The 23493-nt window shown below is 62.9% G+C and carries 22 protein-coding genes; 13 read left to right on the forward strand and 9 right to left on the reverse strand.

What is annotated here, in order from left to right; all coding sequences use genetic code 11:
- The first annotated feature begins 34 nt into the window (after positions 1-34).
- From hpnD to MRBLMS1_RS26175, 5 genes are all read left to right on the forward strand, one after another.
- Complete coding sequence (hpnD, locus tag MRBLMS1_RS26155; protein ID WP_139092815.1) at positions 35-868, forward strand: presqualene diphosphate synthase HpnD; 834 nt, start codon at positions 35-37, stop codon at positions 866-868.
- Positions 861-2234 (forward strand): hydroxysqualene dehydroxylase HpnE, encoded by a 1374-nt coding sequence (gene hpnE, locus MRBLMS1_RS26160; RefSeq protein ID WP_485883109.1) that lies wholly within the window; start codon positions 861-863, stop codon positions 2232-2234. The genes hpnD and hpnE overlap by 8 nt, the downstream gene beginning before the upstream one ends.
- Before the next feature lie 124 nt (positions 2235-2358).
- Positions 2359-2514, forward strand: coding sequence for a hypothetical protein (locus tag MRBLMS1_RS26165; RefSeq protein WP_161781480.1), 156 nt, complete (start codon positions 2359-2361; stop codon positions 2512-2514).
- A gap of 18 nt (positions 2515-2532) precedes the next feature.
- Positions 2533-3321 carry a DUF1700 domain-containing protein gene (locus MRBLMS1_RS26170; protein ID WP_485883112.1) on the forward strand — a complete coding sequence of 263 codons (789 nt, stop codon included), beginning with the start codon at positions 2533-2535 and terminating at the stop codon, positions 3319-3321.
- Positions 3322-3331: 10 nt separating this feature from the next.
- Positions 3332-4138, forward strand: coding sequence for a head GIN domain-containing protein (locus MRBLMS1_RS26175; protein WP_034751035.1), 807 nt, complete (start codon positions 3332-3334; stop codon positions 4136-4138).
- On the opposite strand, the gene MRBLMS1_RS26180 is transcribed toward MRBLMS1_RS26175, so the two are convergent.
- On the reverse strand, positions 4125-5375 hold the full coding sequence (locus tag MRBLMS1_RS26180) for a TIGR03862 family flavoprotein (RefSeq protein ID WP_485883114.1): 1251 nt from the start codon (positions 5373-5375) through the stop codon (positions 4125-4127). The genes MRBLMS1_RS26175 and MRBLMS1_RS26180 overlap by 14 nt on opposite strands.
- A 152-nt stretch (positions 5376-5527) precedes the next feature.
- Here MRBLMS1_RS26180 and MRBLMS1_RS26185 point away from each other — a divergent pair, with 152 nt between their 5' ends.
- A complete protein-coding gene (locus MRBLMS1_RS26185) occupies positions 5528-5761 on the forward strand; it encodes a hypothetical protein (protein WP_139092809.1) in 234 nt (77 codons plus the stop codon).
- A gap of 46 nt (positions 5762-5807) precedes the next feature.
- Here MRBLMS1_RS26185 and moaD read toward each other — a convergent pair whose 3' ends face one another.
- Genes moaD through thrC form a run of 3 tightly spaced genes read right to left on the reverse strand, consistent with a single transcriptional unit; the run spans position 5808 to position 8780 of the window.
- Entirely contained in the window at positions 5808-6062 is a 255-nt protein-coding gene (gene moaD, locus MRBLMS1_RS26190; protein ID WP_072453747.1) for a molybdopterin converting factor subunit 1, read from the reverse strand.
- 10 nt (positions 6063-6072) lie between these two features.
- The gene (locus MRBLMS1_RS26195) at positions 6073-7299 is read right to left on the reverse strand and encodes a molybdopterin molybdotransferase MoeA (RefSeq protein ID WP_485883116.1); all 1227 of its coding nucleotides are present in this window, start codon (positions 7297-7299) and stop codon (positions 6073-6075) included.
- Positions 7299-8780: a threonine synthase gene (gene thrC, locus MRBLMS1_RS26200; RefSeq protein WP_485883118.1), complete on the reverse strand. Its 1482-nt coding sequence runs from the start codon at positions 8778-8780 to the stop codon at positions 7299-7301. Before thrC ends, MRBLMS1_RS26195 begins: the two co-directional genes overlap by 1 nt.
- Before the next feature lie 269 nt (positions 8781-9049).
- Here thrC and MRBLMS1_RS26205 point away from each other — a divergent pair, with 269 nt between their 5' ends.
- Positions 9050-9790: an AAA family ATPase gene (locus tag MRBLMS1_RS26205; protein ID WP_070301880.1), complete on the forward strand. Its 741-nt coding sequence runs from the start codon at positions 9050-9052 to the stop codon at positions 9788-9790.
- Between the two features lie 127 nt (positions 9791-9917).
- Here MRBLMS1_RS26205 and MRBLMS1_RS26210 read toward each other — a convergent pair whose 3' ends face one another.
- The 3 genes from MRBLMS1_RS26210 to kbl are packed head-to-tail and all read right to left on the reverse strand — an operon-like array spanning position 9918 to position 13585.
- On the reverse strand, positions 9918-11330 hold the full coding sequence (locus tag MRBLMS1_RS26210; protein ID WP_485883121.1) for an L-serine ammonia-lyase: 1413 nt from the start codon (positions 11328-11330) through the stop codon (positions 9918-9920).
- A 45-nt stretch (positions 11331-11375) separates the two neighbouring features.
- Positions 11376-12341 carry an NAD-dependent epimerase/dehydratase family protein gene (locus MRBLMS1_RS26215; protein ID WP_485883122.1) on the reverse strand — a complete coding sequence of 322 codons (966 nt, stop codon included), beginning with the start codon at positions 12339-12341 and terminating at the stop codon, positions 11376-11378.
- A gap of 20 nt (positions 12342-12361) precedes the next feature.
- Positions 12362-13585 (reverse strand): glycine C-acetyltransferase, encoded by a 1224-nt coding sequence (kbl, locus tag MRBLMS1_RS26220; protein WP_485883124.1) that lies wholly within the window; start codon positions 13583-13585, stop codon positions 12362-12364.
- A gap of 218 nt (positions 13586-13803) precedes the next feature.
- Here kbl and MRBLMS1_RS26225 point away from each other — a divergent pair, with 218 nt between their 5' ends.
- The gene (locus MRBLMS1_RS26225) at positions 13804-14379 is read left to right on the forward strand and encodes a helix-turn-helix domain-containing protein (protein ID WP_034751403.1); all 576 of its coding nucleotides are present in this window, start codon (positions 13804-13806) and stop codon (positions 14377-14379) included.
- A 33-nt stretch (positions 14380-14412) separates the two neighbouring features.
- Here the strand turns inward: MRBLMS1_RS26225 and MRBLMS1_RS26230 are convergent, their stop codons facing one another.
- Positions 14413-15522 carry a PEP-CTERM sorting domain-containing protein gene (locus tag MRBLMS1_RS26230; RefSeq protein ID WP_189396657.1) on the reverse strand — a complete coding sequence of 370 codons (1110 nt, stop codon included), beginning with the start codon at positions 15520-15522 and terminating at the stop codon, positions 14413-14415.
- Positions 15523-15712: 190 nt separating this feature from the next.
- Here MRBLMS1_RS26230 and MRBLMS1_RS26235 point away from each other — a divergent pair, with 190 nt between their 5' ends.
- The 5 genes from MRBLMS1_RS26235 to MRBLMS1_RS26255 are packed head-to-tail and all read left to right on the forward strand — an operon-like array spanning position 15713 to position 20826.
- Positions 15713-16639, forward strand: a complete 927-nt coding sequence (locus MRBLMS1_RS26235) for an STM4015 family protein (protein WP_485883127.1) — start codon at positions 15713-15715, stop codon at positions 16637-16639.
- A 6-nt stretch (positions 16640-16645) separates the two neighbouring features.
- Positions 16646-17722, forward strand: a complete 1077-nt coding sequence (locus tag MRBLMS1_RS26240; protein ID WP_485883129.1) for an STM4014 family protein — start codon at positions 16646-16648, stop codon at positions 17720-17722.
- Positions 17715-18557, forward strand: coding sequence for an STM4013/SEN3800 family hydrolase (locus MRBLMS1_RS26245; protein ID WP_485883131.1), 843 nt, complete (start codon positions 17715-17717; stop codon positions 18555-18557). The genes MRBLMS1_RS26240 and MRBLMS1_RS26245 overlap by 8 nt, the downstream gene beginning before the upstream one ends.
- Entirely contained in the window at positions 18554-19933 is a 1380-nt protein-coding gene (locus tag MRBLMS1_RS26250; protein ID WP_485883133.1) for an STM4012 family radical SAM protein, read from the forward strand. The genes MRBLMS1_RS26245 and MRBLMS1_RS26250 overlap by 4 nt, the downstream gene beginning before the upstream one ends.
- Entirely contained in the window at positions 19927-20826 is a 900-nt protein-coding gene (locus tag MRBLMS1_RS26255; protein ID WP_485883135.1) for an STM4011 family radical SAM protein, read from the forward strand. Before MRBLMS1_RS26250 ends, MRBLMS1_RS26255 begins: the two co-directional genes overlap by 7 nt.
- A gap of 75 nt (positions 20827-20901) precedes the next feature.
- Here the strand turns inward: MRBLMS1_RS26255 and MRBLMS1_RS26260 are convergent, their stop codons facing one another.
- Positions 20902-23097 (reverse strand): prolyl oligopeptidase family serine peptidase, encoded by a 2196-nt coding sequence (locus tag MRBLMS1_RS26260; RefSeq protein WP_485883137.1) that lies wholly within the window; start codon positions 23095-23097, stop codon positions 20902-20904.
- Between the last annotated feature and the right edge of the window lie 396 nt (positions 23098-23493).

Genomic DNA, 23493 nt, shown 5'->3' on the forward strand with positions numbered 1-23493 from the left:
GCGGCTTCGATCTGCAACCCTTGCTCTTTTGACTATGTCTCCCGACGAATACTGCCAACAAAAGGCCGCCCAGAGCGGCTCCAGCTTCTACTACAGCTTCCTGTTCCTGCCGGCCGAGCGCCGCAAGGCCATCACGGCCCTGTACGCGTTCTGCCGCGAAGTCGATGACACGGTCGATGAATGCACGGACGAAGCCGTGGCACGCACCAAGCTGGTCTGGTGGCGCAAGGAAGTCAAGGCCATGTACGAGGGCAACCCCACGCATCCCGTGATGCGCGCGCTGCAGCCGCACCTGGACATCTATAAACTGGAAGAAAAGCATTTGCAGGCCATCATCGACGGCATGGAAATGGACTTGAACCAGACCCGCTACCTCGATTACCAGGCCATGAGCCGCTATTGCTGGCATGTGGCCAGCGTGGTCGGTATCTTGTCGGCCAGCATCTTCGGTGCGACCCGTCCGGAAACCCTGCTGTACGCGGAAAAGCTCGGCCATGCTTTCCAGCTGACCAACATCATCCGCGACGTGGGCGAAGATGCGCGCAAGGGGCGCATCTATTTGCCGATCAGCGAATTGCAGCAATTCAATGTCACGGCCGCCGACCTGCTGAATGCGCGCCACAGCGAAAACTTTGAAAACCTCATGCGTTTCCAGGTGGCGCGCGCGCAAAAGGCCTACGACGAGGCATTCGCGCTCTTGCCTGCCGAGGACCGCCGCGCCCAGCGCCCGGGCCTGATCATGGCCGCCATCTACCGTACCCTGCTCAACGAAGTCGAGCGCGACGGCTACCATGTGCTGAAACAGCGCATTTCGCTCACGCCGATCCGCAAACTGTGGCTGGCCTGGAAGACCTGGGTTCGTGGCTGACAAGGCCGTGAAGCAACGCTACGCCGTCATCGGCGCAGGCTGGGCCGGCTGCGCGGCGGCCATGGAGCTGGCGCGCGCCGGTCACGCCGTGACCGTGTTCGAGGCGGCGCGCACCCTGGGCGGACGCGCGCGCCGGGTCGAACGAGAAAATACAGTGCTCGACAACGGCCAGCACATCCTGCTGGGCGCGTACACGGAAACCTTGCGCCTGATCAAGCTGGCGGGGCAAGACCCTGGCGAACTGATCCTCACCCTGCCCCTGCAGATGCGCTATCCGGCGGACTCGGGCGGCATGGATTTCATCGCACCGCGCCTGCCCGCGCCGCTGCACCTGGCGTGGGCCCTGCTGCGCGCCAAAGGTTTATTGCGTGCCGACAAGCTGGCCCTGATGCGTTTTTCCACGGCCATGCGCTGGATGGGCTGGCAGCTATACAACGATTGCGCGGTCAGCGAACTGCTGCAGCGCTTCGACCAGACGGAGCGCCTGAACCGGCTGATGTGGTATCCGCTGTGCCTGGCCGCACTCAACACTCCGCCCGAACGCGCCTCGGCCCGCGTCTTCATCAACGTGCTGCGCGACAGCCTGGGCGCATCGCGCCGACGGGCATCCGACATGCTGATCCCGAAAGCGGATTTGAGTAGCCTGTTGCCCGACGCGGCCGCCCGCTATGTGGAACGGCATGGCGGCGCAGTGCGCACGGGCGCCAAGGTCGACACCTTGCAAGCGCTGCCCGATGGCCGCTGGCAGCTTGATGAGACCGGCACTTACGACGCCGTCATCATCGCCACCTCGTCCGTGCAGGCCATCAGCCTGCTGCAGGGCTTGCAGGACGCCCGCCTCGACGAGGCTATTGACCGCATGCAAGCTTTCACGCCGGAAGCCATCAGCACCTGCTATCTGCAATACGACGCCTCGGTACGCCTGGACTTGCCTTTCTACGCCCTCGTCGATGCGCCGGAGCGGCAGCACTGGGGCCAGTTCGTCTTCGACCGGGGCCAGCTCGACAGCAATCAGGCGGGCTTGCTGGCCATCGTCATCAGCGCGTCAAGCGCTGCCGCCGAGCAAGGTCATGGACCGCTGGCGCAAGCGATCGCCGCGCAGCTGGCGCAGGTGCTGCAACGCCCGGAACTGGCGCAACCTGCCTGGACCCAGCTGATCACGGAAAAGCGCGCCACGTTTGCCTGCACGCCGGACCTGGCCCGCCCCGGCAACGCCAGCGACGTGCCGGGCTTGCTGCTGGCAGGCGACTACACGGCCAATGATGACCGGACGCAAGATTATCCGGCCACCATCGAGGCGGCCGTACGCAGCGGCGTGGCGGCGGCCAGGGCCGCCTCGACGGGCAAGGCGGCAAAGCAGCCTTGACGGTGCATCCTGCCCTGGTGTCGCTCGCCCCCGCGAAATTGCATTCTGTCGCACCGCGCTGGTGCGCTCGCGTGCGCTTGGGTACAGTCTGATCATCGACAACGTCCATGCCACGGGAAATACCATGCACACCACCTTGCACTTGAAAAACAGCTTGAAAGCCGTGGCGCTGCTCGCTTGTGTGGCACTGGCCACCTTGATCGTTGTCAGCGTACAGCAGGCATCCCATGCGCCATTGCTGCTGAGCCAGGCAAGCATGCTGCTGCCGGCAATGGGCTAAGCGGCGGACAGAAAGAATATGATGAACAAGCAAAATTATCTCGACGCACTGCGGCGCGCGCTGGAAGGCTTGCCACCGGACTTGGTGGCCAAGACCCTCGATTATTACGAACAGACCTTCATCGAAGGCGCTGCGGCCGGCCGCAGCGAGCAAGAAATCGCCGACGACCTGGGCGACCCGAAAAAAATCGCCCTCACCTTGCGCAGCAGCACCCACCGCCAGGCTTTCGAGCAAAAGAAGACCCCCGTCAACCTGCTGCGCCTGCTCGTCTCGCTCGTGGGCCTGGCCATTTTCAACCTGTTCATGGTCGTGCCTGCCGCCGTGTACGCGGCCCTGTTGGCCGCCCTGTACGCAACCGGCCTGAGCTTTTACCTGGCCGGCATCGCCATCACGGCCAGCGGCTTGTCCGGTGCCAACGAACTGGTGCTCGACGGCCCGCTGCGCCACGTCTTCATCCATGACGATGACGGCGGCGAAGGCGGCGAACGGCGCGAAACACGCATCACCATCGGCGACGCAGGCATCGAAGTCGATCACCTGCCCGGCCCCGTCAAAGCCGAGTCCGAGCCCGAGGCGCCGGGCGCTTCCTCGCGCGTGATGGAGCGGGCCGAAGCGCTGGCCGGCGGCGGCATCCGCATCTCCACGGACATGGACCGCGATGCGCGCACCACGCAAACCGTCTTCGGCGTGGGCATGCTGCTCGGCGGCATCGCCATCTTCCTGCTCAGTCTGGTGGTCACGCGCTATACCTTGATCGGTATCAGGCGCTATGTCGCCATGAATGTCTCCCTGCTCAAAGGTCACTAGAAAGGCTGCCATGAAACGCTTGCTCAAAGTTGGCCTGTCCATGCTCTTGCTGGCAATGGTCCTGATCGCCATGTCGTATGCGGCGCTGCGCGCCAAGGGTATCAGCAATCCCAGCAGCGCCGCCGGCCGCGCCGTGCGCAGCGAAACGCGCCCGGTTGCCGCCAATATCAACAGCATCGACCTGGCCGGCCCCATCGACCTGGTGCTGCGCCGCGGCGCCACGCCATCGCTGAAGGTCAGCGGCGAGCAGCGCTTGCTGTCGAACGTCGACACGACACAGGATGGCACGACCCTGCATATCGGCCCGAAAGGCATGCTGTTCCACCACCGCCAGCCGCTGCAGGTGGAACTGGTGCTGCCAGCCCTCGTGCGCGTGGAAGTGCACGGCAATGGCGACAGCAAGATCACGGGATTTTCAGGCGACAGTTTTATCCTGGAATTGACGGGGTCGGGCGACGTCAGCTTCACGGGACGCTACAAGCAGGTGCAAGCGACCGTCAACGGCAGCGGCGACCTCGACATCAACGCCGGCAACAGCGACAGCGTGGTGCTGGAAATGGTGGGCTCCGGGCGCATCGCCGCCAGCGGCAACACGAAATTCCTGCGTGCCGACCTGAGCGGCTCAGGCGACATCGATGCCGAGCACCTGGCCGCAGACAAGGCCAGCGTCAGCCTGCAAGGCTCGGGCACGAGCACCGTCTTCGTGCGCGACGCGGCCAACCTGACCCTGCGCGGCAGCGGCGACATTAACGTCCACGGCAACCCGCGCCAGCGCGAGACTCAGAAGAGCGGCTCAGGCGATATCACCTGGCATTGACCTTCTCTTCCAGCCAGCTGACCGCCTGCTCGCCGGCCGCCTTGCCTTGCGCCAGGCAGGCCGTCAGCAGGTAGCCGCCCGTCGGCGCTTCCCAGTCCAGCATTTCCCCCGCCACGAAGACGCCCGGCATGGCGCGCAGCATGCTGCCGTCGATGCCGTCGAACACCACGCCGCCGGCGCTGCTGATGGCTTCATCGATGGGACGCGGGCGCTGCAAGGTGACGGGCAGCAGCTTGATGGCGGCAGCCAGCTTCGCTTCGTCGGCGAAGTCGGCCGCGCTCAGGCATTCGCGCAGCAAGCCCGATTTCACGCCCTTGATACCCAGCCGGCTATTCAGGTGGCTGGACATGGAGCGGGCGCCACGGGGGCGCGTCACTTCCTCGAACACACGTTCATGGCTGTGGTCGGGCGCCAGGTCGAGCCAGATGGTGGCGCTGCCGTCGCGTGCGATCTGCTCGCGCAGCGCGGCCGACAGCGCATAAATCAGGCTGCCTTCCACGCCCCCCGCCGTGATGACGAACTGGCCCTGGCGCTTGATCCGCAAGCCGTCGATATCATGCGCCGTGATGGCCACGGTCGTCAGCGGTTCGCCCGCATGGCGGCTGCTGAAATGCGCGCTCCAGTCCACGTCGAAACCGCAATTGGCCGGCGCCAGCGCTGCCACGGCCACACCCTGCCCTTGCAGCAACTGCACCCAGGCGCCATCGGAACCGAGCCGCGCCCAGCTGCCGCCACCGAGCGCCAGAATCACGGCGTCGAAGGAGTGCAGGCGTTCGCCGTCCGGCGTGGCAAACGCCAGCTGGCCGTCGCGCCAGCCCGTCCAGCGGTGGCGCATGTGAAATTGCACGCCCGCGTCGCGCAGGCGGTGCAGCCAGGCGCGCAGCAAGGGCGCCGCCTTCATGTCCGTCGGGAAGACCCGGTTCGAGGAGCCGACAAAGGTTTCCACGCCCAGGCTGTGCACCCAGTCACGCACCTTTTGCGGGCCGAACTGGTCCAGCGCAGGCTTCACCCGGTGCGCCTGCCTGCCGTAGCGCGAGACGAAGGGCTGGTAGCCTTCCGCATGCGTGATGTTCATGCCGCCACGCCCCGCCAGCAGGAATTTGCGGCCGACGGACGGCATGGCGTCGAACAGTTCCACCCTGGCTCCCAGGCCGGATGCAGCCTGGGCGGCCATCAGGCCGGCGGGGCCGCCGCCGATGACGGCGATGTGAAAGGGAGGAAGGCTGGAATGGGTCATGGCATGCTGGAAGACGGTGAAAACCCCGGCATTTTAGTCGAGATAAGACATGGGGATGGCAAGAATGCCGAAAAATGATGCATACTGCGCGGACATGCTGCAACGATCAGCTTTGACTTCACGAGACAACGAGACGACAAGAGGAGAAACACATGGGCGCAGGATTCTGGATTTCCCGCTATTTGCTGGCCAGCTCCATTTTATTCATCATCCTGACGGTGGTCGAGTACAGCAAGGGCACGACCAGCCAGGCCGACATCCTCAGCGCGCTGGCCTGGTCGCTGGTGGCCTCGGCCATCTTCATCGGCTCGAAATACTGGCGCTACCGGAAAGCCGTCGCCTGCGCCACGTGCAGCGGCGACAAACCGAAAACCAAGTCTTCATGAAAAAACGGCCACTTCGATGAAGTGGCCGTCTCACTGGCAAGCGGGATCAGCCGCCCGTCACGGGCGGGAAGAACGCCACCTCGTCGCCGTCACCGATCACGGTGTCGGCATCGCACATCACCTGGTTATGGGCCATGCGCAGCGCGCGGCCCTGCGCCAGCGCATACTCCCAGTTGCCGCCGCGGGCGATCAGCAGCGCTCTCACCGCGCCCACCGTCAGCGGCTCGGCCACTTCCAGCACTTCATGGCCGGTGCCCACCAGCTCGCGCACGCTGGCAAAAAATCGCAGATTGATCTTCATCGATACTTCCTCAGTACAGCAATTCGTTAAACGGGATAAACCGCAGCATGTCGCCGCGCGCAATCGACAGCCCCGGCGGGCAATCGATCAAGCCGTCGCCCCACACGGTGGACGTCAGCACGCCCGAACTCTGGTTGGCGAACAGTTCCAGCTCGCCCTCGTCATTGACTTTGGCGCGCAAGAACTCGTTGCGCTTGTCCGCCTTCAGGCGCTCGAACGCGGCCGGCAGCTTGTAGCTGCGCGGCGCCAGGTTCCCCGCCACGCCTTGCAGGCGCAAAATAAACGGGCGCACGAACAGCAAAAACGTGACGAAGCTCGACACGGGATTACCGGGCAAGCCGACAAAGAACGCCTCCCGCACTTCGCCAAACGCCAGCGGCTTGCCCGGCTTGACGGCGATCTGCCACATGTTCAAGCGCCCTTCCGCTTCTACGGCCGGCTTGATATGGTCTTCCTCGCCCACGGACACGCCACCCGAGGTGATGATCAGATCATTGCCCTGGGCCGCCTGGCGCAGCACGGCGCGCGTCGCTTCCAGGCTGTCGGGCACGATGCCCAGGTCCGTGATCTCGCAACCCAGGTTTTCCAGCAAGCCGCGCAAGGTAAAGCGGTTCGAGTTGTAGACGGCGCCAGGCGCCAGGGGTTCGCCGGGCATGGCCAGTTCGTCGCCGGTGAAAAATACGGCCACGCGCAGTTTGCGCAGCACGGGCAGCTGCGCCAGGCCCACCGAGGCGGCCAGGCCCATTTCCTGGCTGCGCAGGCGCCGGCCGGCGCCGAGGATTTCGCCGCCGGCGCGGATATCCTCGCCCTGGCGGCGTACCCATTCGCCCGCTGCCGGCACGTGGTTGACCGTCACCACGCCATCCGCCACCGTGCACTGCTCCTGCATGACGACGCAATCGGCGCCTTCCGGAATCAGCGCACCCGTGAAGATGCGCGCAGCCGTCCCCGGCTGCAAGGGCTGGCCCACGTGGCCGGCCGCGATGCGCTGCGACACGGGCAAGCTGGCCGCGCCGCTGGCGCAATCCTGCGCGCGCACGGCGTAGCCATCCATTTGCGTGTTGTCGCGCTCGGGCACGTTCAGGGTCGACGTTTGCGCGGCCGCCAGCACGCGGCCGTTGGCGCGCATGGTGTCGACCAGCTCCACGTCGGCCACCGGGCGCGCCGCGCCCAGCATGAAGGCTTGCGCCTCGGCCACCGACAGCATCGGTTTGCGTACAGTGCTGGCGTCTGTCATCACAGTCCCGTGTTGGCGGCGATATACGCCTTCATTTTCTCGACATCGGCATCCATCACGACGAACTTTTGCGGCAAGTCTTCAATGTTCTCGAAGCCGGCTGGCCGTTCCGCATCCACGCCCAGCGCTTCGAGGATGGTTTCGTTGAACTTGGCCGCCAGTGCCGTTTCCAGCACGATCATCGGCACGTTCGGTTCCAGGTGCTCGCGCGCCACCTTGATGCCGTCGGCCGTGTGCGTGTCGATGGTGATGCCGTAGTCGTCGGCCACGTCGCGGATGGTGTCGAGACGGTCCTGGTGCGTGGACTTGCCCGACTTGAAGCCGTACTTGGCCACCAGCTTGAATTCGTCGCCATCGCTGCCAGGTTTACCGGACAAGTCGAAGCCGCCATGCGTTTCCACTTTCGTAAACAGGGCGCGCACGCGGTCGCTGTCGCGGCCCACGAGGTCGTAGACGAAGCGCTCGAAGTTCGACGCTTTCGAGATGTCCATCGACGGGCTGCTCGTGTGGTACGTTTCGGCGGACTTGCGCACGCGGTAGACACCGGTGCGGAAGAATTCGTCGAGCACGTCGTTTTCATTCGTGGCAGCTACCAGTTTCGAGATCGGCAAGCCCATCATGCGGGCGATATGGCCGGCGCAGATATTGCCAAAATTGCCCGACGGCACCGTGAACGACACTTTTTGCTCGTTGCTGGTGGTCGCTGCCAGGTAGCCGCGGAAGTAGTAGACGACTTGCGCCACGACACGCGCCCAGTTGATGGAGTTGACGGTGCCGATCTTCTGTTTTGCCTTGAACGGCAAATCGTTCGACACGGCCTTGACCATGTCCTGGCAATCGTCGAACACGCCTTCGACGGCGATGTTGTAGATATTCGGGTCTTGCAGGCTGAACATCTGCGCCGTCTGGAAGGCGCTCATTTTCTTGTGCGGCGACAGCATGAAGACGCGGATGCCCTTCTTGCCGCGCATCGCGTATTCGGCCGCGCTGCCCGTGTCGCCCGACGTGGCGCCGAAGATATTGAGTTCGGCGTCGTGCTTGGCCAAGGTGTATTCGAACAGGTTGCCCAGCAGCTGCATGGCCATGTCCTTGAAGGCCAGGGTCGGGCCGTTCGACAGCGCCTGCAGCATCAGGGTGGTCGATCCGCCCTTGACGGCGTTTTCTTCGAGCACGCGCAGCGGCGTGATGTCGGCCGCGTTTTCGCCGGCACGGGCGTTTTTGTAGACTGCCTTGGTATAGGTTTTCGCCGTCAGTGCCTTCAGGTCCGCGGCCGGGATATCGGTGGCGAACTTCTTCAGGATTTCGAATGCCAGGTCGGCATACGGCAATGTGCGCCAGGCGTTGAGCTCGGCACCAGCGACTTGCGGGTAGTGTTCTGGGAGATACAGTCCGCCATCGGGGGCCAGGCCGCCCAGGAGGATGTCGGAGAATTGCTGCTGATTCGATGGCGCTTTATCAGCGCGGGTAGACACGTAGTGCATAAATTTGAAGAGTCCAGTTGAGCTGAGTGCGGTTGATCATGAATGGCAGCGGATATTATAGTGCCAGCCGCCGTCCAAGGCGAATCGCGTGGCGCCGGCCCGATCAAGATGTGACAATTGGAGAGCTTGAATATTATCAAACAAGCCATAATGCATGAGATCAAGCCAGGCGAACATGGCTGGCGTACGCACTGGCGCGCGTCGGCGATTTACGTCACACTGTGCTGAGTATCCCTTGCCATGATCATTATTGGAGTCGAGAACCGGCCATGTCGCTGAGTAAAAAACCGTATCTGCAAAGCGCCGCGCTGCGCTCCGACGCCGTCGTCGACCTCGATCACTATCCGTTCACCATTCCCGCCATCCGCGACTTCGTGCACATGGATTTCCACCGCGACGTGACGTTTTTCGTGGGAGAGAATGGCAGCGGCAAGTCGACCATGCTCGAAGCGCTGGCCGTGGGGCTGGGCTTCGGCAAGGATGGCGGCACGCGCAACGTGCGCATCGCCCTGCCGTCGGACGAGGAATCGGGCTTGCACGCGCACTTGCGCCTGAGCAAGAGCTATAAAAAGCCCGAGGACAGCTATTTCCTGCGCGCCGAGAGCTTTTTCAACGTCGCCACCTATATGGACGAGATGCCCGAATACCTGGGCAGCTACGGCGGCAAGTCGCTGCACGCGCAGTCGCACGGCGAAGCATTCATGGCGACCCTGATCAACAAGCTGCGAGGCAAGGGCTTGTATCTGCTGGACGAACCCGAGGCGGCCCTGTCACCGAGCCGCCAGATGGCGGCATTGTCCGTGATCCACCAGCTGGTGCAGGACGACTCCCAGCTGATCATCGCTACCCATTCGCCGATCTTGCTCGCCTACCCGAACGCGAAGATTTTGATGTTTACAGGCGGCGGCATCCACGAAGTGGCGTATGAAGACACGGAACACTATGCAGTGACGCGCGATTTCTTGAATAACTACCCGAGGAGGCTGGAGCAGTTGTTTGAGGAGGAGTGAAGGTGTCGGCTTACTACCGTGGTGGTGTCGGCTTACGCGCTTTGCGCTAAGCCGACCTACGCCGACCGTTGCATAGCGTAGGTCGGATTGGCGCGTGAGCGCGTAATCCGACAACACCACCAGCGCATCAGCAAGCGGCGTGATTGACCGTGATAACGTGGACAGCCAAGCCACCCAGCGACGTTTCCTTGTACTTGTCCTGCATGTCCGCGCCCGTCTGGCGCATGGTTTCGATGACTTCGTCGAGGCTGACGAAATGCGTGCCGTCGCCCTTCAGCGCCAGCGAGGCGGCCGTGATGGCTTTCACGGCGCCCATGCCATTGCGCTCGATGCAGGGGATCTGCACCAGGCCGCCGATGGGGTCGCACGTCATGCCCAGGTGGTGTTCGATGCCGATTTCGGCGGCGTTTTCGATCTGTTCGTTCGTGCCGCCCAAGGCCGCCACCAGGCCGGCCGCCGCCATGGCGCAAGCGACGCCCACTTCGCCCTGGCAACCCACTTCGGCGCCCGAGATCGAGGCATTGCGCTTGCACAGCATGCCGATGGCGGCGGCCGTCAGCATGAAGCGGCGCACACCGCCCACCGGGTCGCTGGGGCGGCAATCCTGCGCGTAGTAGCGCAGCACGGCCGGGATGATGCCGGCGGCGCCGTTGGTCGGCGCCGTCACCACGCGCCCGCCGGCCGCGTTTTCCTCGTTGACGGCCATCGCGTACAGGCTGACCAGGTGCACGGCGTCGTGCGGCAAGTCGTTGGCGCGGTTGTCGGACGCTTTCGCCTCCTGCGCCAAGCGCCACAATTTCGCGGCGCGGCGCTTCACGTTCAAGCCGCCCGGCAGGTTGCCCGTCGTTTCCAAACCGTGCGCGATGCAGTCGCGCATGACGTGCCAGATGCGGTCCAGGCCCGCGTTCAATTCCTCGTCGCTGCGCTTGACGCACTCGTTCGCGCGCAGCATTTCAGGGATCGACAAGCCGCTTTCGACGCCGTGGGCCAGCAACTGCTCCATCGTGTCGAAGGGGAAGACGACTCGCGCGCTGGCGGCCGATTCCACGGCCGCTTCAGCCTGCGCCGCAGTTTGAACTTCCTCGGCCTCGCGGATAAAACCGCCGCCGATCGAGTAATACACCTTGTCGACACGGCTGCGGTCCGCCAGTTTCAGGGTGAAGCGCATGCCGTTCGGGTGTTCGGGCAGGGACTCGCTCTTGTGCCAGACCAGACCCGTGGCGGCCGTGAATGGCACCACGTGCGTGCCCAGCAAGGCGATCTCGCCGGCCGCCTCGATGGCGGCCAGCTTGCTGTCGACTTCATCGGGCGCCACGTCCTGCGGTGTTTCGCCCATCAAGCCAAGAATGACGGCCTTGTCCGTCGCGTGGCCCACGCCCGTCAGCGCCAGCGAGCCATACAGGGCCGCCTCGACGCCCACTACCTGGTCCAGCGGACCGTATTCGACCAGGAAACGCCGCGCCGCCACCATCGGTCCCACGGTATGGGAACTCGACGGCCCGATGCCGATTTTAAACAGGTCAAATACGCTCATGTCCATGTAGTGTCTCTTTATTTAGTATGTTTTTTAGTACTGCTGCTGAACTCAGGCTGCCTTGGCGGCATGGCCCACGTCGACATTGGCCAGCATGTCCGTGACCATCTGCTCGACGCCGATCTGCGCCTTCCAGCCCCAATCGGCGCTGGCCTTGCTGTCGTCCAGACTTTGCGGCCAGCTGTCGGCGATGGCCTGACGGCTGTCCGGCTTGTAGCTGATCTTGAAGTCCGGCACCATGCGCACGATGGCCTTGGCCAGCTGCTCGGGGTTGAACGACACGCCGGCCACGTTGTACGACGAGCGGATCTTGATCTGTGCCGCTGGCGCGTCCATCAGTTCGATGGTGGCGCGGATCGCGTCGGGCATGTAAATCATCGGCAGAGTGGTGTTCGCATCGAGGAAACAGTCATAGCGTTCGCCGCGCAAGGCCGCATGGAAGATGGCGATGGCGTAATCGGTGGTGCCGCCGCCCGGAGGCGATTTGTAGCTGATGATGCCCGGGTAGCGGATGCTGCGCACGTCCACGCCATACTTGTTGAAGTAGTATTCGCACAGGCGCTCGCCGGCCAGCTTGCTGATACCGTACATCGAGGTCGGGTCCATCACGGTCATTTGCGGCGTGTTTACTTGCGGCGTGTTCGGGCCGAAGGCGGCGATCGACGATGGCCAGAAGATGCGCAGCGGCTTGCCCGCCTCGCCACGCTCGCGCGCCAGTTCCAGGATATTGAGCAAGCCATCCATGTTCAGGCTCCACGCCTTCAACGGCGCCGCTTCGCCCGTGGCCGACAGCATGGCGGCCAGCTGGTACACCTGGGTGATGTTCTCGTCGGCGATGATGGCCGCCAGGCCGTCCTTGTCCAGCACATTGAGCTGGGCGTAGCGCTTAGCCTGATACAGATTGTTCGTGCCGATGTCGCTGGCGATGACGTTGTCCGCGCCATGCTGCAGCGCCAGGGCGCCCACCAACTCACTACCGATTTGGCCGTTTGCGCCGATGACTAAGATGCGTTCCATGCTATTTTCCTGAAATCTTGTTAATTAGTAGTGGTCGTGGTCAGCAAACCGAGTTCCTTGCCCGCCTGTTCGAAAGCGGCCAGCACTTGCACCAGCTGTTCACGCGTATGCGCAGCCGACAGCTGCACGCGGACCCTGGCCTGGCCCATCGGCACGACCGGGTAGAAGAAGCCCGTCACCAGCACGCCCAGCTCATACAGGCGGGCGGCGAATTTTTGCGCCACGGGCGCGTCGAACAGCATCACCGGCACGACCGGATGGGTGCCCGGCTTGATGGTGAAGCCGATGCGTTCGATCTCGCTGCGGAAGAAAGCCGTGTTGTCATGCAGGCGGTCGCGCAGTTCCGTCGACTTGGCCAGGCGTTCCAGTACCGACAGCGACGCGCCGGCAATCGATGGCGCCAGCGTGTTCGAGAACAGATAAGGACGCGATTTCTGGCGCAGGGTGTCGATGACTTCCTTGCGCGCGGAGGTAAAGCCACCCATGGCGCCGCCCAGGGCCTTGCCCAGCGTGCCCGTGATGATGTCGATGCGGCCCATCACATTGTGGTGTTCGTGCGTGCCGCGGCCCGTCGCGCCCATGAAGCCCGAAGCGTGGCATTCATCGATCATCACCAGCGCGCCATATTGGTCGGCCAGGTCGCAGATCTTGTCCAGCTGCGCGATCGTGCCGTCCATCGAGAACACGCCGTCCGTGACGATGACTTTATGGCGCTTGCCGGCGGCAACCGCCGCTTTCAGCTGCGCTTCCAGGTCGGCCATGTCGTTGTGGGCGTAGCGGTAGCGGCCAGCTTTGCACAAACGGATGCCGTCGATGATGGAAGCGTGGTTCAGCGCGTCCGAGATGATGGCGTCGTTTTCATCGAACAGTGGTTCGAACACGCCGCCGTTGGCGTCGAAGGCCGCCGCGTACAGGATCGTGTCTTCGGTACCCAGAAAAGCGGAGATCGCCTGTTCCAGTTCTTTATGCACGGTTTGCGTGCCGCAAATAAACCGCACGGACGACAGGCCGTAGCCGTATTTTTGCGTGGCGGCAATGGATGCTTCCTGCGTCTGCAGGTCGCCGGACAGGCCCAGGTAGTTGTTCGCACACATATTGATCAGGGTACGGCCATCGTCGCACACCACTTCGGCGCCCTGGCGCGAGGCGATCACGCGCTCGGGCTTGTACAAGCCCTGCTGGCGCAGTTGATCGAGATTCTGTTGCAGACCGCTGAAAAAGGTGTTCTTCGCTTGCTCGCTCATGATGATCCTTGTGTGTCCCTGCGTTTGTGGTATCCGTGTGACCTCAGCCGCCATAGGGAAAAGCGGCCGCTTGACCGGTGCGCGCACTATGCTGTACCGTGAAGCGCTGTTTGAAGTCTACACGTTTCCGTATTTTTCTTCAAAATCCACTATTTCGAACTGAAATTCAATATAGTGGATATTACCCAAGCCTTTTGAACTTTGCAAGCCACCTGCCGATGAAAACCAGCGTTTCGACCAATTCTCCGCCCGAAGTAGGCGCCACCCTGCAACGGCTGCGCCTGGCGCGCGGCCTGACACTCGAGGATTTGTCGCGCATCGCGGGCGTATCGAAGTCCATGCTGTCGCAAATCGAGCGCGAAAAAGCCAATCCCACCATCGCCATCACGTGGCGCCTGGCCAACGCCCTGGGCGTGCAGATCGGCGAATTGCTGTCGAGCGCGGAAAAAGCCGTGGAAACCATCCGCATCACGGATGCCCACGAAACCCCCACCCTGCCCGGCGACCACGCGGGCTACGTGCTGCGCATCTTGGGGCCGATGGAGCTGGCCGGCAAATATGAATGGTATGAAGTGACTCTGGCGCCGGGCGGCGAACTGGCGTCGCAGCCGCACGACCCGGGCACGACCGAGCATTTGACGGTCATCCACGGCAACCTGGAGCTGGAAGTGGGGACGGCGAAGAAAAAGGTCAAGAATGGCGGCACGGCGCGCTACCCGGCGGACCAGCCGCATACGATACGCAACCTGGGCAAGACGGAAGGAAAAGCGCTGCTGGTGGTGATTCACCGCTAGTGGTCGCCAACAGCGCGGCGTACGGCTCCGGCGTCAGGCCTGGCGCTGTTGACGTCTTCTACCGACAAAGCCGAGCAATACCAAGCCGCCCAGCAACATGCCATAGGTTGCGGGCTCCGGCACGGCGCTGAGCGGGTCAAGGCGGATCACTTCACAAAAACGATCGTTGCAGCGGCTGGCGGCAATTTGGCCAGCCTCGTTCATGGCATTGACTTGCAAATTACTCCAGCCTTCCATGCCATCGACCAGGTCGGCCAGCATATAGGTGTTGCCATTCATATGGAAGACAGATTCCGCGCCTGAAAAGCTGATGCCCACCACATTCCCTTTGCCATCGATCCCGAGCGCTTCCGACATGGAGTTGATCCCACGCCAGTTGCCGTCCACCATCATGAAGGCGCGGTAGGGAGCCGGCCAGGGGGAAGTGGGGAAGTACTGGTTGAACACGATTTCTCCTGCATTGTTAATCCCTTGCATTATCACATCGGCGCCTCTGACCGAGGGAGTGACGTCTCTCATCACACCATTTTCATAGACGTAACCGTGCTGCTGGCCGCTGGCCGTCATGGCATTGCCGACGATGACCCCATGATCATTGATTGCTGAAACGCCAGTCCAGGCGCCGCCCAGCGAACCGAGGGAAGTAATGCCCGATGCGGAATCGTACAGATAGGCGTTCGTACTGCTGACCTTGGTCTGGCTGTCGACCACGGTGGCGCTAAACGCAACTTTCCCCGACGCATTAATTTGACCGTTCCACGACACTTGGCCTGGAATATCGAGCGACGTCAAGGTGTTGCCCGACTGCAGTTGCATGCGCGGCGTGCCATCGGCGGCTGTGGAGCGCAACAGCAAGTCCCCCGCAGCATTGCCACCGCGAATCATACTACTGCCTTGCGCGACAGGCATTACCGTCACGGCAGAGCCTGACGTGCCGTACCACATGTCTACTCCACCCAGGCGAACATTGCCATACAGCTCGCCCAGTGCCGTGATGCCACCCCACTGCAAGTAACCAGTCGAAGGGAGCGTAAACGTTGTAGAAGAAAAAATCGGTGCAGGCGCCGGAAGGATTTGTGCAAACGCCGTCGTTGTCGCTACGCTCAACAACAAAGAACACAGGATTTTACGCATCGGTTTCATTGTTAATTCTCCAATAAAATTAATAAGATAACTCTTGATGCAAAAAAGGTAAACCTATTTGATAACTATCATAGACAATAAACATGATTCACTGCCTTTCCGGCGGCCAGCAGTGTGCAATAGGCTCTTTCGCCCATGCTAAGATTTTGGATTAGACAAGATTTTCACTGTCTTTCATGGAGCCTTAGCAATGACGATTTCCGAAAGCACCACCCTCTTCCACAAGAAAAACGTCGTCCAGTACGATCCTGATATTGCGCTGCAGTCGGGGCAGGATATCGTCTACCGCCTCTCGCTCGAGTATGACGACAAGCGCAAGATGCCGGACCTGATTGCCGGCTTCCTGGAAAAAACCGACAAGAATGCGCTTGAGGCGCTGATCATCGGCATGTGGGGCGACCCGTACGAAGCGGGCGCCGACGAGGTGATCGCCGCACTGATCAGCCACGCGCCGCAGCTGCCGAACTTGCGCGCCCTGTTTATCGGCGACATGACGTACGAGGAATGCGAAATCTCGTGGATCGTGCAAGGCAGCTACAAGCCGCTGCTGGACGCCTTCCCGCAGCTGGAAGAGCTGCGCATCCGCGGTGGCAATGAATTGACCGTCGAACCGTTCGCGCACCAGAACCTGCGCAAGTTCACCATCGAGTCAGGTGGCCTCGATCAGAGGATTGCGCAGGCGCTGGCCCAGTCGAGCATGCCCAAGCTGGAATACCTGGAACTGTGGCTCGGTACCGACGACTATGGTTTTTCCGGCGACGTGGCGCTGTACCAGAAAGTACTGGCGCAACTGGCCACGCCGACCCTGCGCTACCTGGGCCTGCGTGATGCGCAGATCGCCGACGAGCTGGCCGTCTGGCTGGCCAACGAGCCGCTGCTGGCCACCGTCGAGACCCTGGACCTGTCGCTGGGCACCCTGGGCGACGTGGGCGCCGAAGCACTGCTGCAAGGCACGCAATTGGGCAATCTGAAGCGCATGGACCTGTCGCATCACTATATCTCCGAAGCGAACCAGGAAAAACTCAACGCCCTGCCCTTCCCGGTCAGGCTCGATGATCCGCAAGAAGACGACGAGGACGACGACGAAGTCTATCGCTATGTCGCCGTCGGCGAATAAAACCTGATGCTTTTGCTGGCAACACAGGGCAGCAAGCGCGTGCGCCTGCTGCAGGCGGCGCGCGCACAGCTGCGCCTGCCACCCGCGCAGGTGCTCGAATGGCGCGACTGGCTGCGTCAGCCTGCCTTGTTCGAGGATTCATTGCGCCAGCCCGGCCTGCTCAAGATCGAACCGCCCGGCGACGATCCCGCCGCCCACCTGCTGTTGCTGCAGGCGGGCTGCCGGCTGCTGAACCGTCCGCCTGCCGAGGCGCCCGCGCATGGCGAGTTGCTGGCCATGGATGCGTGGTTTGCAGGATTTGCATCCGCCATGGCGTCCCTGGCGGCGCAACTGGCGGACCTGCCGCAGACGCGCGTCTTCAATGCGCCAGCCGAAATCTGTCTCATGACGGACAAGCTGGCGTGCCAGCGCCACCTGGCCGCGCATGGCGTGCCCATACCTGCCTTGCTGGGACCAGTGGAGAGCTACGAGCATCTGCAGTCGCTGCTGCACGAACACCAGCTTGACCGCGTCTATCTGAAACCGCGCTACGGCTCGTCCGCGTCTGGTGTCGTCGCCTACCGCAGGAACAAGGCCGGGCGGCAGCAAGCCACCACCTCGGCCGCCTTGCACCGCACCGAGGGCGCAACGCGCCTGATGAACAGCAAACGCATGGCGCGCTACGAGTCCGAACACGACATCGCCGCCCTCGTCGACGCGCTGGCAGCCCAGGAACTGTATGCGGAAGCATGGCTGAACAAGCCGCGCTGCGGCGACAGCCATTACGACTTGCGGGTCGTGACCGTGGCCGGCCGGCCCGCGCACCGGGTGGCGCGCATCGGCGCCCAGATGATGACGAATCTTCACCTCGACAACCAGCGCGGCGACGCGGCTGGCCTTTTGAACACAGCCGACATGGCGGTGCTGGAAACAACCAGTGCCCTGGCCGCGCGCGCCTTCCCCCACAGCCACGTGACGGGCTACGACCTCGTCGTACGCCACGGCCAGGCCCATGTGCTCGAGGCGAACGCTTTCGGCGACCTGCTGCCAGGCCTGCTGTGGCAAGGCGCGGACACTTATGCAGCGCAACTGGCCCATGTTTAAAGACACGGCACCGATCCCCGACATGCACCGCATCGTCGGCAGCCACGACATCGTCTTCATCACGCTCGACACCCTGCGCTATGACGTGGCGCAAGCCCTGTATGAGGCGGGTGAGCTGCCCGTGCTGGGACGTTTTCTGCCGCCGGGCGGCTGGGACAAGCGCCACTCGCCCGCCACGTTCACGTATGCGGCGCACCAGGCCTTCTTTGCGGGTTTCTTGCCCACGCCAGCCGCGCCCGGCCGCCATCCGCGCCTGTTCGCCTCCGCTTTTGCTGGCAGCGAAACCACCTCGCCGCACACGTTTGCGTTCGAGGAAGCGGACCTGCCCGCCGCCCTCGCCGCGCGCGGCTACCGCACCATCTGCATCGGCGGCGTAGGTTTCTTCAATAAACAGACGGCGCTGGGCACGGTGCTGCCGTCGCTGTTCCAGGAAAGCCACTGGAGCGCCGGCATGGGCGTGGCCAGCCGCCATTCGACGCAAAAGCAGGTGGCGCTGGCGACCCGGCTGCTGGCGCAAAACGACCAGCGCACCTTCTTGTTCATCAACGTGGCCGCCCTGCACACGCCGAACCGCGCCTACCTGCCCGGCTGCCGCGCCGATAACCTGGACAGCCATGCGGCGGCCCTGCGCTATGTCGATGGCGCGCTGGCGCCCCTGTTTACGGCCTGCGCCGCGCGCGCGCCCACGTTTGCCATCGTCTGCTCGGACCACGGCAGCGCGTATGGCGAAGACGGCTACCGTGGCCACAGGGTGGCCCATGACAGCGTGTGGCAAGTGCCGTACGCGCACTTCTTCCTCACGCCAGATACCATTTCCCAGGAGTCCCCACCGTGAACCCTTCCGAACAGCCGGGCACCCTGGCGCAGCGCATGCGCCACACGCCCTACCAGGCGTATTCATACTCGTATCCGCACAAGGCGGCCTACCGCGCCTTGCCGCAGGCCGCGCCGCTGGCGCCCCTGTGGGCGCAGCAGGACCGCTCCGCCCTCTTCGCCTACATCCACATCCCGTTCTGCGAAATGCGCTGCGGCTTTTGCAACCTGTTCGCCATGGCGCGGCCCAGCGCCGACATGGTCGAGCGCTACGTGCAGCAGGTGCTGGTGCAGATGCGCGCGATGGACGGCGCCCTCGGTGAAAGGCGCTTTGCCCGCTTCGCGCTCGGTGGCGGCACGCCCACCTATCTGTCGCCAGCGCAGCTCGACACCCTGCTGTGCGGCGCGCGCGACATCCTCGGCATCGACCTGCAAGCCACGCCGGCCGGCATCGAAGCGTCGCCCGAAACCATCACGGCCGAGCGGCTTGCCGTCTGCCGCTCGCACGGCATCGACCGGGTCAGCCTCGGCATCCAGAGCTTTGCCGCCGGCGAGATGCGCGCGCTGGCCCGTCCCCAGCAAAACGCCACCGTCCATCACGCCATCGGCCTGATACGCGCGGCCGGCTTTCCCACCCTGAACCTGGACCTGATCTACGGCATCGCAGGGCAAACCGTCGCCAGCCTGCTCGCGTCCATCGACAGCGCGCTGGCCTTCCGGCCCGAGGAAATCTATCTGTATCCGCTGTACGTACGGGAGCAGACGGGTCTCGGCAAAGTGGCGCGTCGCCAGGGTGCCGCGTCGCTCAACCCCATCATGCTGGCCCGCGACGGCGACAGCCGTCTGGCCCTGTACGCGGCCGCGCGCGACCATTTGCGCGCCCAGGGCTATGAGCAGGTCTCGATGCGCATGTTCCGCGCCCCGCATGCGCCCGAGCAGAACGGGCCATCGTACTGTTGCCAGAACGATGGCATGGTGGGCCTGGGCGCGGGCGCCCGCTCCTACACGGCGAACCTCCATTATTCGAGCGAGTACGCGGTGGCGAGAACGGAGACCATCGGCATCATCGAACAGTATCTGGCGCTGGACGAAACGCGCTTCGCGCAGGCGGAACACGGCTATGTGCTCGATGATGCAGAACAGCGCCGCCGCTACGTGATCCAGTCGCTGCTGACGGAACCGGGCCTGGACCGCGACGCCTACACGGCGCGCTTCGGCAGCCGCTGCGGGCTTGATCTGCCGCAGCTGGCCGAACTGCACGCGCTGGAACTGGTGGAAGAAAACGGCACGCTGCTGCGCCTGAATGACCGCGGCTACAGCTACGCCGACACCATCGGCCCGTGGCTGGCCTCCGATACGGTGCGCGCGCTGATGGCCGAAGGCGGCCAGGCGTGCTGACAGCGCAAGCGCCAACGCTGTCCCTGCTGTATCGCGGCACGCTTTCGAGCTGCAATTACGCCTGCGGCTACTGCCCGTTCGCCAAGAAGCGCGACAGCCGCGCCACCCTGACCCGCGATGCGCGCGAAGTGGCGCGCTTTACCAGCTGGGTGGCGGCGCAAAAACGGAACATCAGCGTCCTGTTCACGCCGTGGGGCGAAGCACTGGTGCGGCGCCACTACCGCACGGCCATGCAAACCCTGGCAGCTTTGCCCCATGTGCGGCAAGTAGCGCTGCAGACGAATTTGTCCGGCCCCCTGAACTGGCTGCAAGCGATGGACGGGGTGGAAAAGATCGGCCTGTGGTGCACCTACCACCCGGATCAGACGACGCTGGCCCGTTTTCTTGAACGCTGCGCGCGCCTGGACACGATGGGCGTGCGCTATTCCGTCGGCGTCGTCGCCATGAACGAACACCTGGACGCCATCCGCACCCTGCGCGCGGCCCTGCCGGAGCACGTCTATTTGTGGCTGAACGCCTACGACCGTCGCGGCCCCGGCTACTACAGCGAACAGGACCTGGCCTGGCTCGACGCCGCCGACCCGTGGTTCGCGCAAAGCCGCCGTCCGTCACCCTCGCGCGGCAAACCGTGCCTGGCGGGCGAAGCGTCGCTGTCCGTCGACGGCGATGGCGAACTGACGCGCTGCCATTTCGTGCCGGAGCGCTTGGGGAATCTGTACGTGGATACACTGGCGGACATGCTGCAGGAACGCCGCTGCCCGCGCTTCAAGTGCGACTGCTATATCGGCTATGCACAGCGCAAGGATTTGCCGTTTCAAACGGTGTTTGGGGAGGGGGTACTGGCGAGGATCGTGACTGCAGGTCGGATTAGCGGGGCGAAAAGCCCCGCGTAATCCGACATCTTGCTAACATGACGGGTGTTGTCGGATTACGCGCGGCGATGCCGCGCTAATCCGACCTACCGTATTTTACTTCGCAGCCACCTTGGCCGGCTCCGCCACTACCGGCGTCATCTTCAACGAACGGCTGAGGAAGCCCCAGCGATCCGCCACTTCTTCGATCTGCTTGGTCGTCGGCTTGCCGGCGCCATGGCCGGCCTTGCTGTCGATGCGGATCAGCACGGGCGCCGCGCCGCCTTGCGCTGCCTGGGCGGCGGCGGCGAACTTGAAGCTGTGAGCAGGCACGACGCGGTCGTCATGGTCGGCCGTCGTGATCATGGTGGCCGGATAGCAACCGCCCGCCTTCAGGTTGTGCAGTGGCGAGTATTTCACCAGCGCCTTGAACTGTTCGGCGTCGTCCGACGAACCGTAGTCAGGCACCCAGCCCCAGCCCACGGTGAACTTGTGGAAGCGCAACATGTCGAGCACGCCCACTTGCGGGATCGCCGCGGCGAACAGGTCGGGACGCTGCGTCATGGCCGCGCCGACCAGCAGGCCGCCATTGCTGCCGCCGCCGATCGCCAGCTTCGATGGCGAGGTGACCTTGTTGTCCACCAGCCACTGTGCCGCGCCGATAAAGTCGTCGAACACGTTTTGCTTGTTCAGCTTGGTACCAGCCTGGTGCCAGGCTTCGCCGTACTCGCCGCCGCCGCGCAGGTTGGCCATCACGTAGACGCCGCCCATTTCCACCCAGGCAAGATTCGCCACGGAGAAGCTCGGCGTGAGCGAAATATTGAAGCCGCCATAGCCGTACAGATAGGTCGGATTGGAACCGTCGAGCTTCATGCCTTTTTTCGAGACGATGAACATCGGCACCTTGGTACCGTCGCGGCTGGTGAAGAATTGCTGGCGCGTTTCAAAGGCGTTCGGGTCGAAATCAACCTTCGGCTGGCGGTACACGCTGCTCTTGCCCGACTTCATGTCGTAGCGGTAGATAGTCGCTGGCGTCGTGAAGCTGGTAAACGAGTAGAACGTTTCCGTGTCGCCACGCTTGCCCGCAAAGCCGCCGGCCGAACCGATGCCCGGCAAGGCCACTTCGCGCACCAGCTTGCCGTTCAGGTCGACGATCTTGATTTGCGTTTGCGCATCTTTCAAGTAGTCGAGCACCAGCTGGTTGTTGATGAGGTTGACGGCGACGAGGGTTTCCGCGCTTTGCGGCACGATTTCCTTCCAGTCGGCAGGCGCAGGCTTGCGCGTATCGATGGCGATCACGCGCGACTTTGGCGCCTTGTTGTCCGTTTTGAAGAAGAACACGGGACCGTCATTGTCGATGAACGAGTACGAAGCGTCGAACGCTTCCAGCAAACCGACTACCTTGGCATTCTTCTGGCGCAAGTCTTTATAAAAAACGCGGTTCTTGCGTTCCGTGCCTTGCGTGGCCGTGATGATCAAATAATTGCCGTCGTCGCTGACGGTGCTGCCGCCGAATGCCCATTCCTTCTGGTCGGGACGGTCGAAGACGAGCACGTCATCGCTTTGCGGCGTGCCGATCTTGTGGAAATACAATTTCTGGAAGTAATTGATATCGGCCAGCTTGGTGGCTTCGTTCGGCGCGTCATAGCGGCTGTAGAAGAAACCCGTGTTGTCCTTGGTCCACGAGGCGCCCGAGAACTTGGCCCACTTGATGTGGTCCGTCAAATCCTTGCCCGATTCGATGTCGCGCACTTTCCACTCGTTCCAGTCGGAACCGGAAGCGGACGTGGCATAGGCCAGGTACTTGCCGTTCGGGCTGATCGAAGTGCCTGCCAGCGCCACCGTGCCATCCGTGGACAGGGTGTTCGGGTCCAGCAGCAGGCGCGGTTCGTCCGTCAGTTTTTTCACCGTGTACAGCACGGCCTGGTTCTGCAAGCCGTCGTTGCGGCTGTAGAAATAGCGGCCGCCCTGCTTCGTTGGCGTAGAGAAACGCTCATAGTTCCACAGCTTGGTCAGCCGCTGCTTGATCGCGGCGCGCTCGGGGATGGTGCCCAGGTACGACTGCGTCAGCTTGTTTTGCGCCGTGACCCACTCGCCCGTTTCCGCGCTGTTGGCGTCTTCGAGCCAACGGTACGGGTCGGCGATGGTGGTGCCGAAATAGCTGTCTTGCTGGTCGACTTTTTTGCTGACCGGATACGTCACGGCAGCGCCGTCGCCGGCCGGGCACGATGGCGTCGCGGCGCTTTGCGCCAGGGCATTGCCACCGAAAGCGGCCATCAAGCTGAATATGAGGGTTGCACTACGTAATTGCATGGGTTGTTGTCTCATTGTTGGATGTCGAGGAAAGCAGGCCGCACACACACACGCCGCGGCTGCCCATGTTGACTTTCGCCAAGAGAAATCATAGCGCGGATTGCCACTTTTAAAGCACAGTTATCTGATGGATTTGCCGTCTTTTGTTTGGACAATTTACGTGAATTGCCATGATAAATCTCGCTTTCGGCGGAATCGGCAAACTGACGTTCATGCAAGAAACGTTATCAAAAACAAAGTCATTTCATCAAGTTGTCATAAATCTTCTTTACTATCGGCAACATGTTCATGGCCCGTCCAGAGGCCGTGCCGCCACAGCCTCCTATGCACACTCTCGCCCTCCCTACCGCCACCGCCGCGCCGGCTCCCGCGACGCCATCGAATGTCGCTTACCTG

Origin of the sequence: Massilia sp. LMS1-1-1.1, from assembly GCF_040815535.1 — a bacterium.
GTDB classification, from domain to species: Bacteria; Pseudomonadota; Gammaproteobacteria; order Burkholderiales; family Burkholderiaceae_D; genus Janthinobacterium; species Janthinobacterium aestuarii.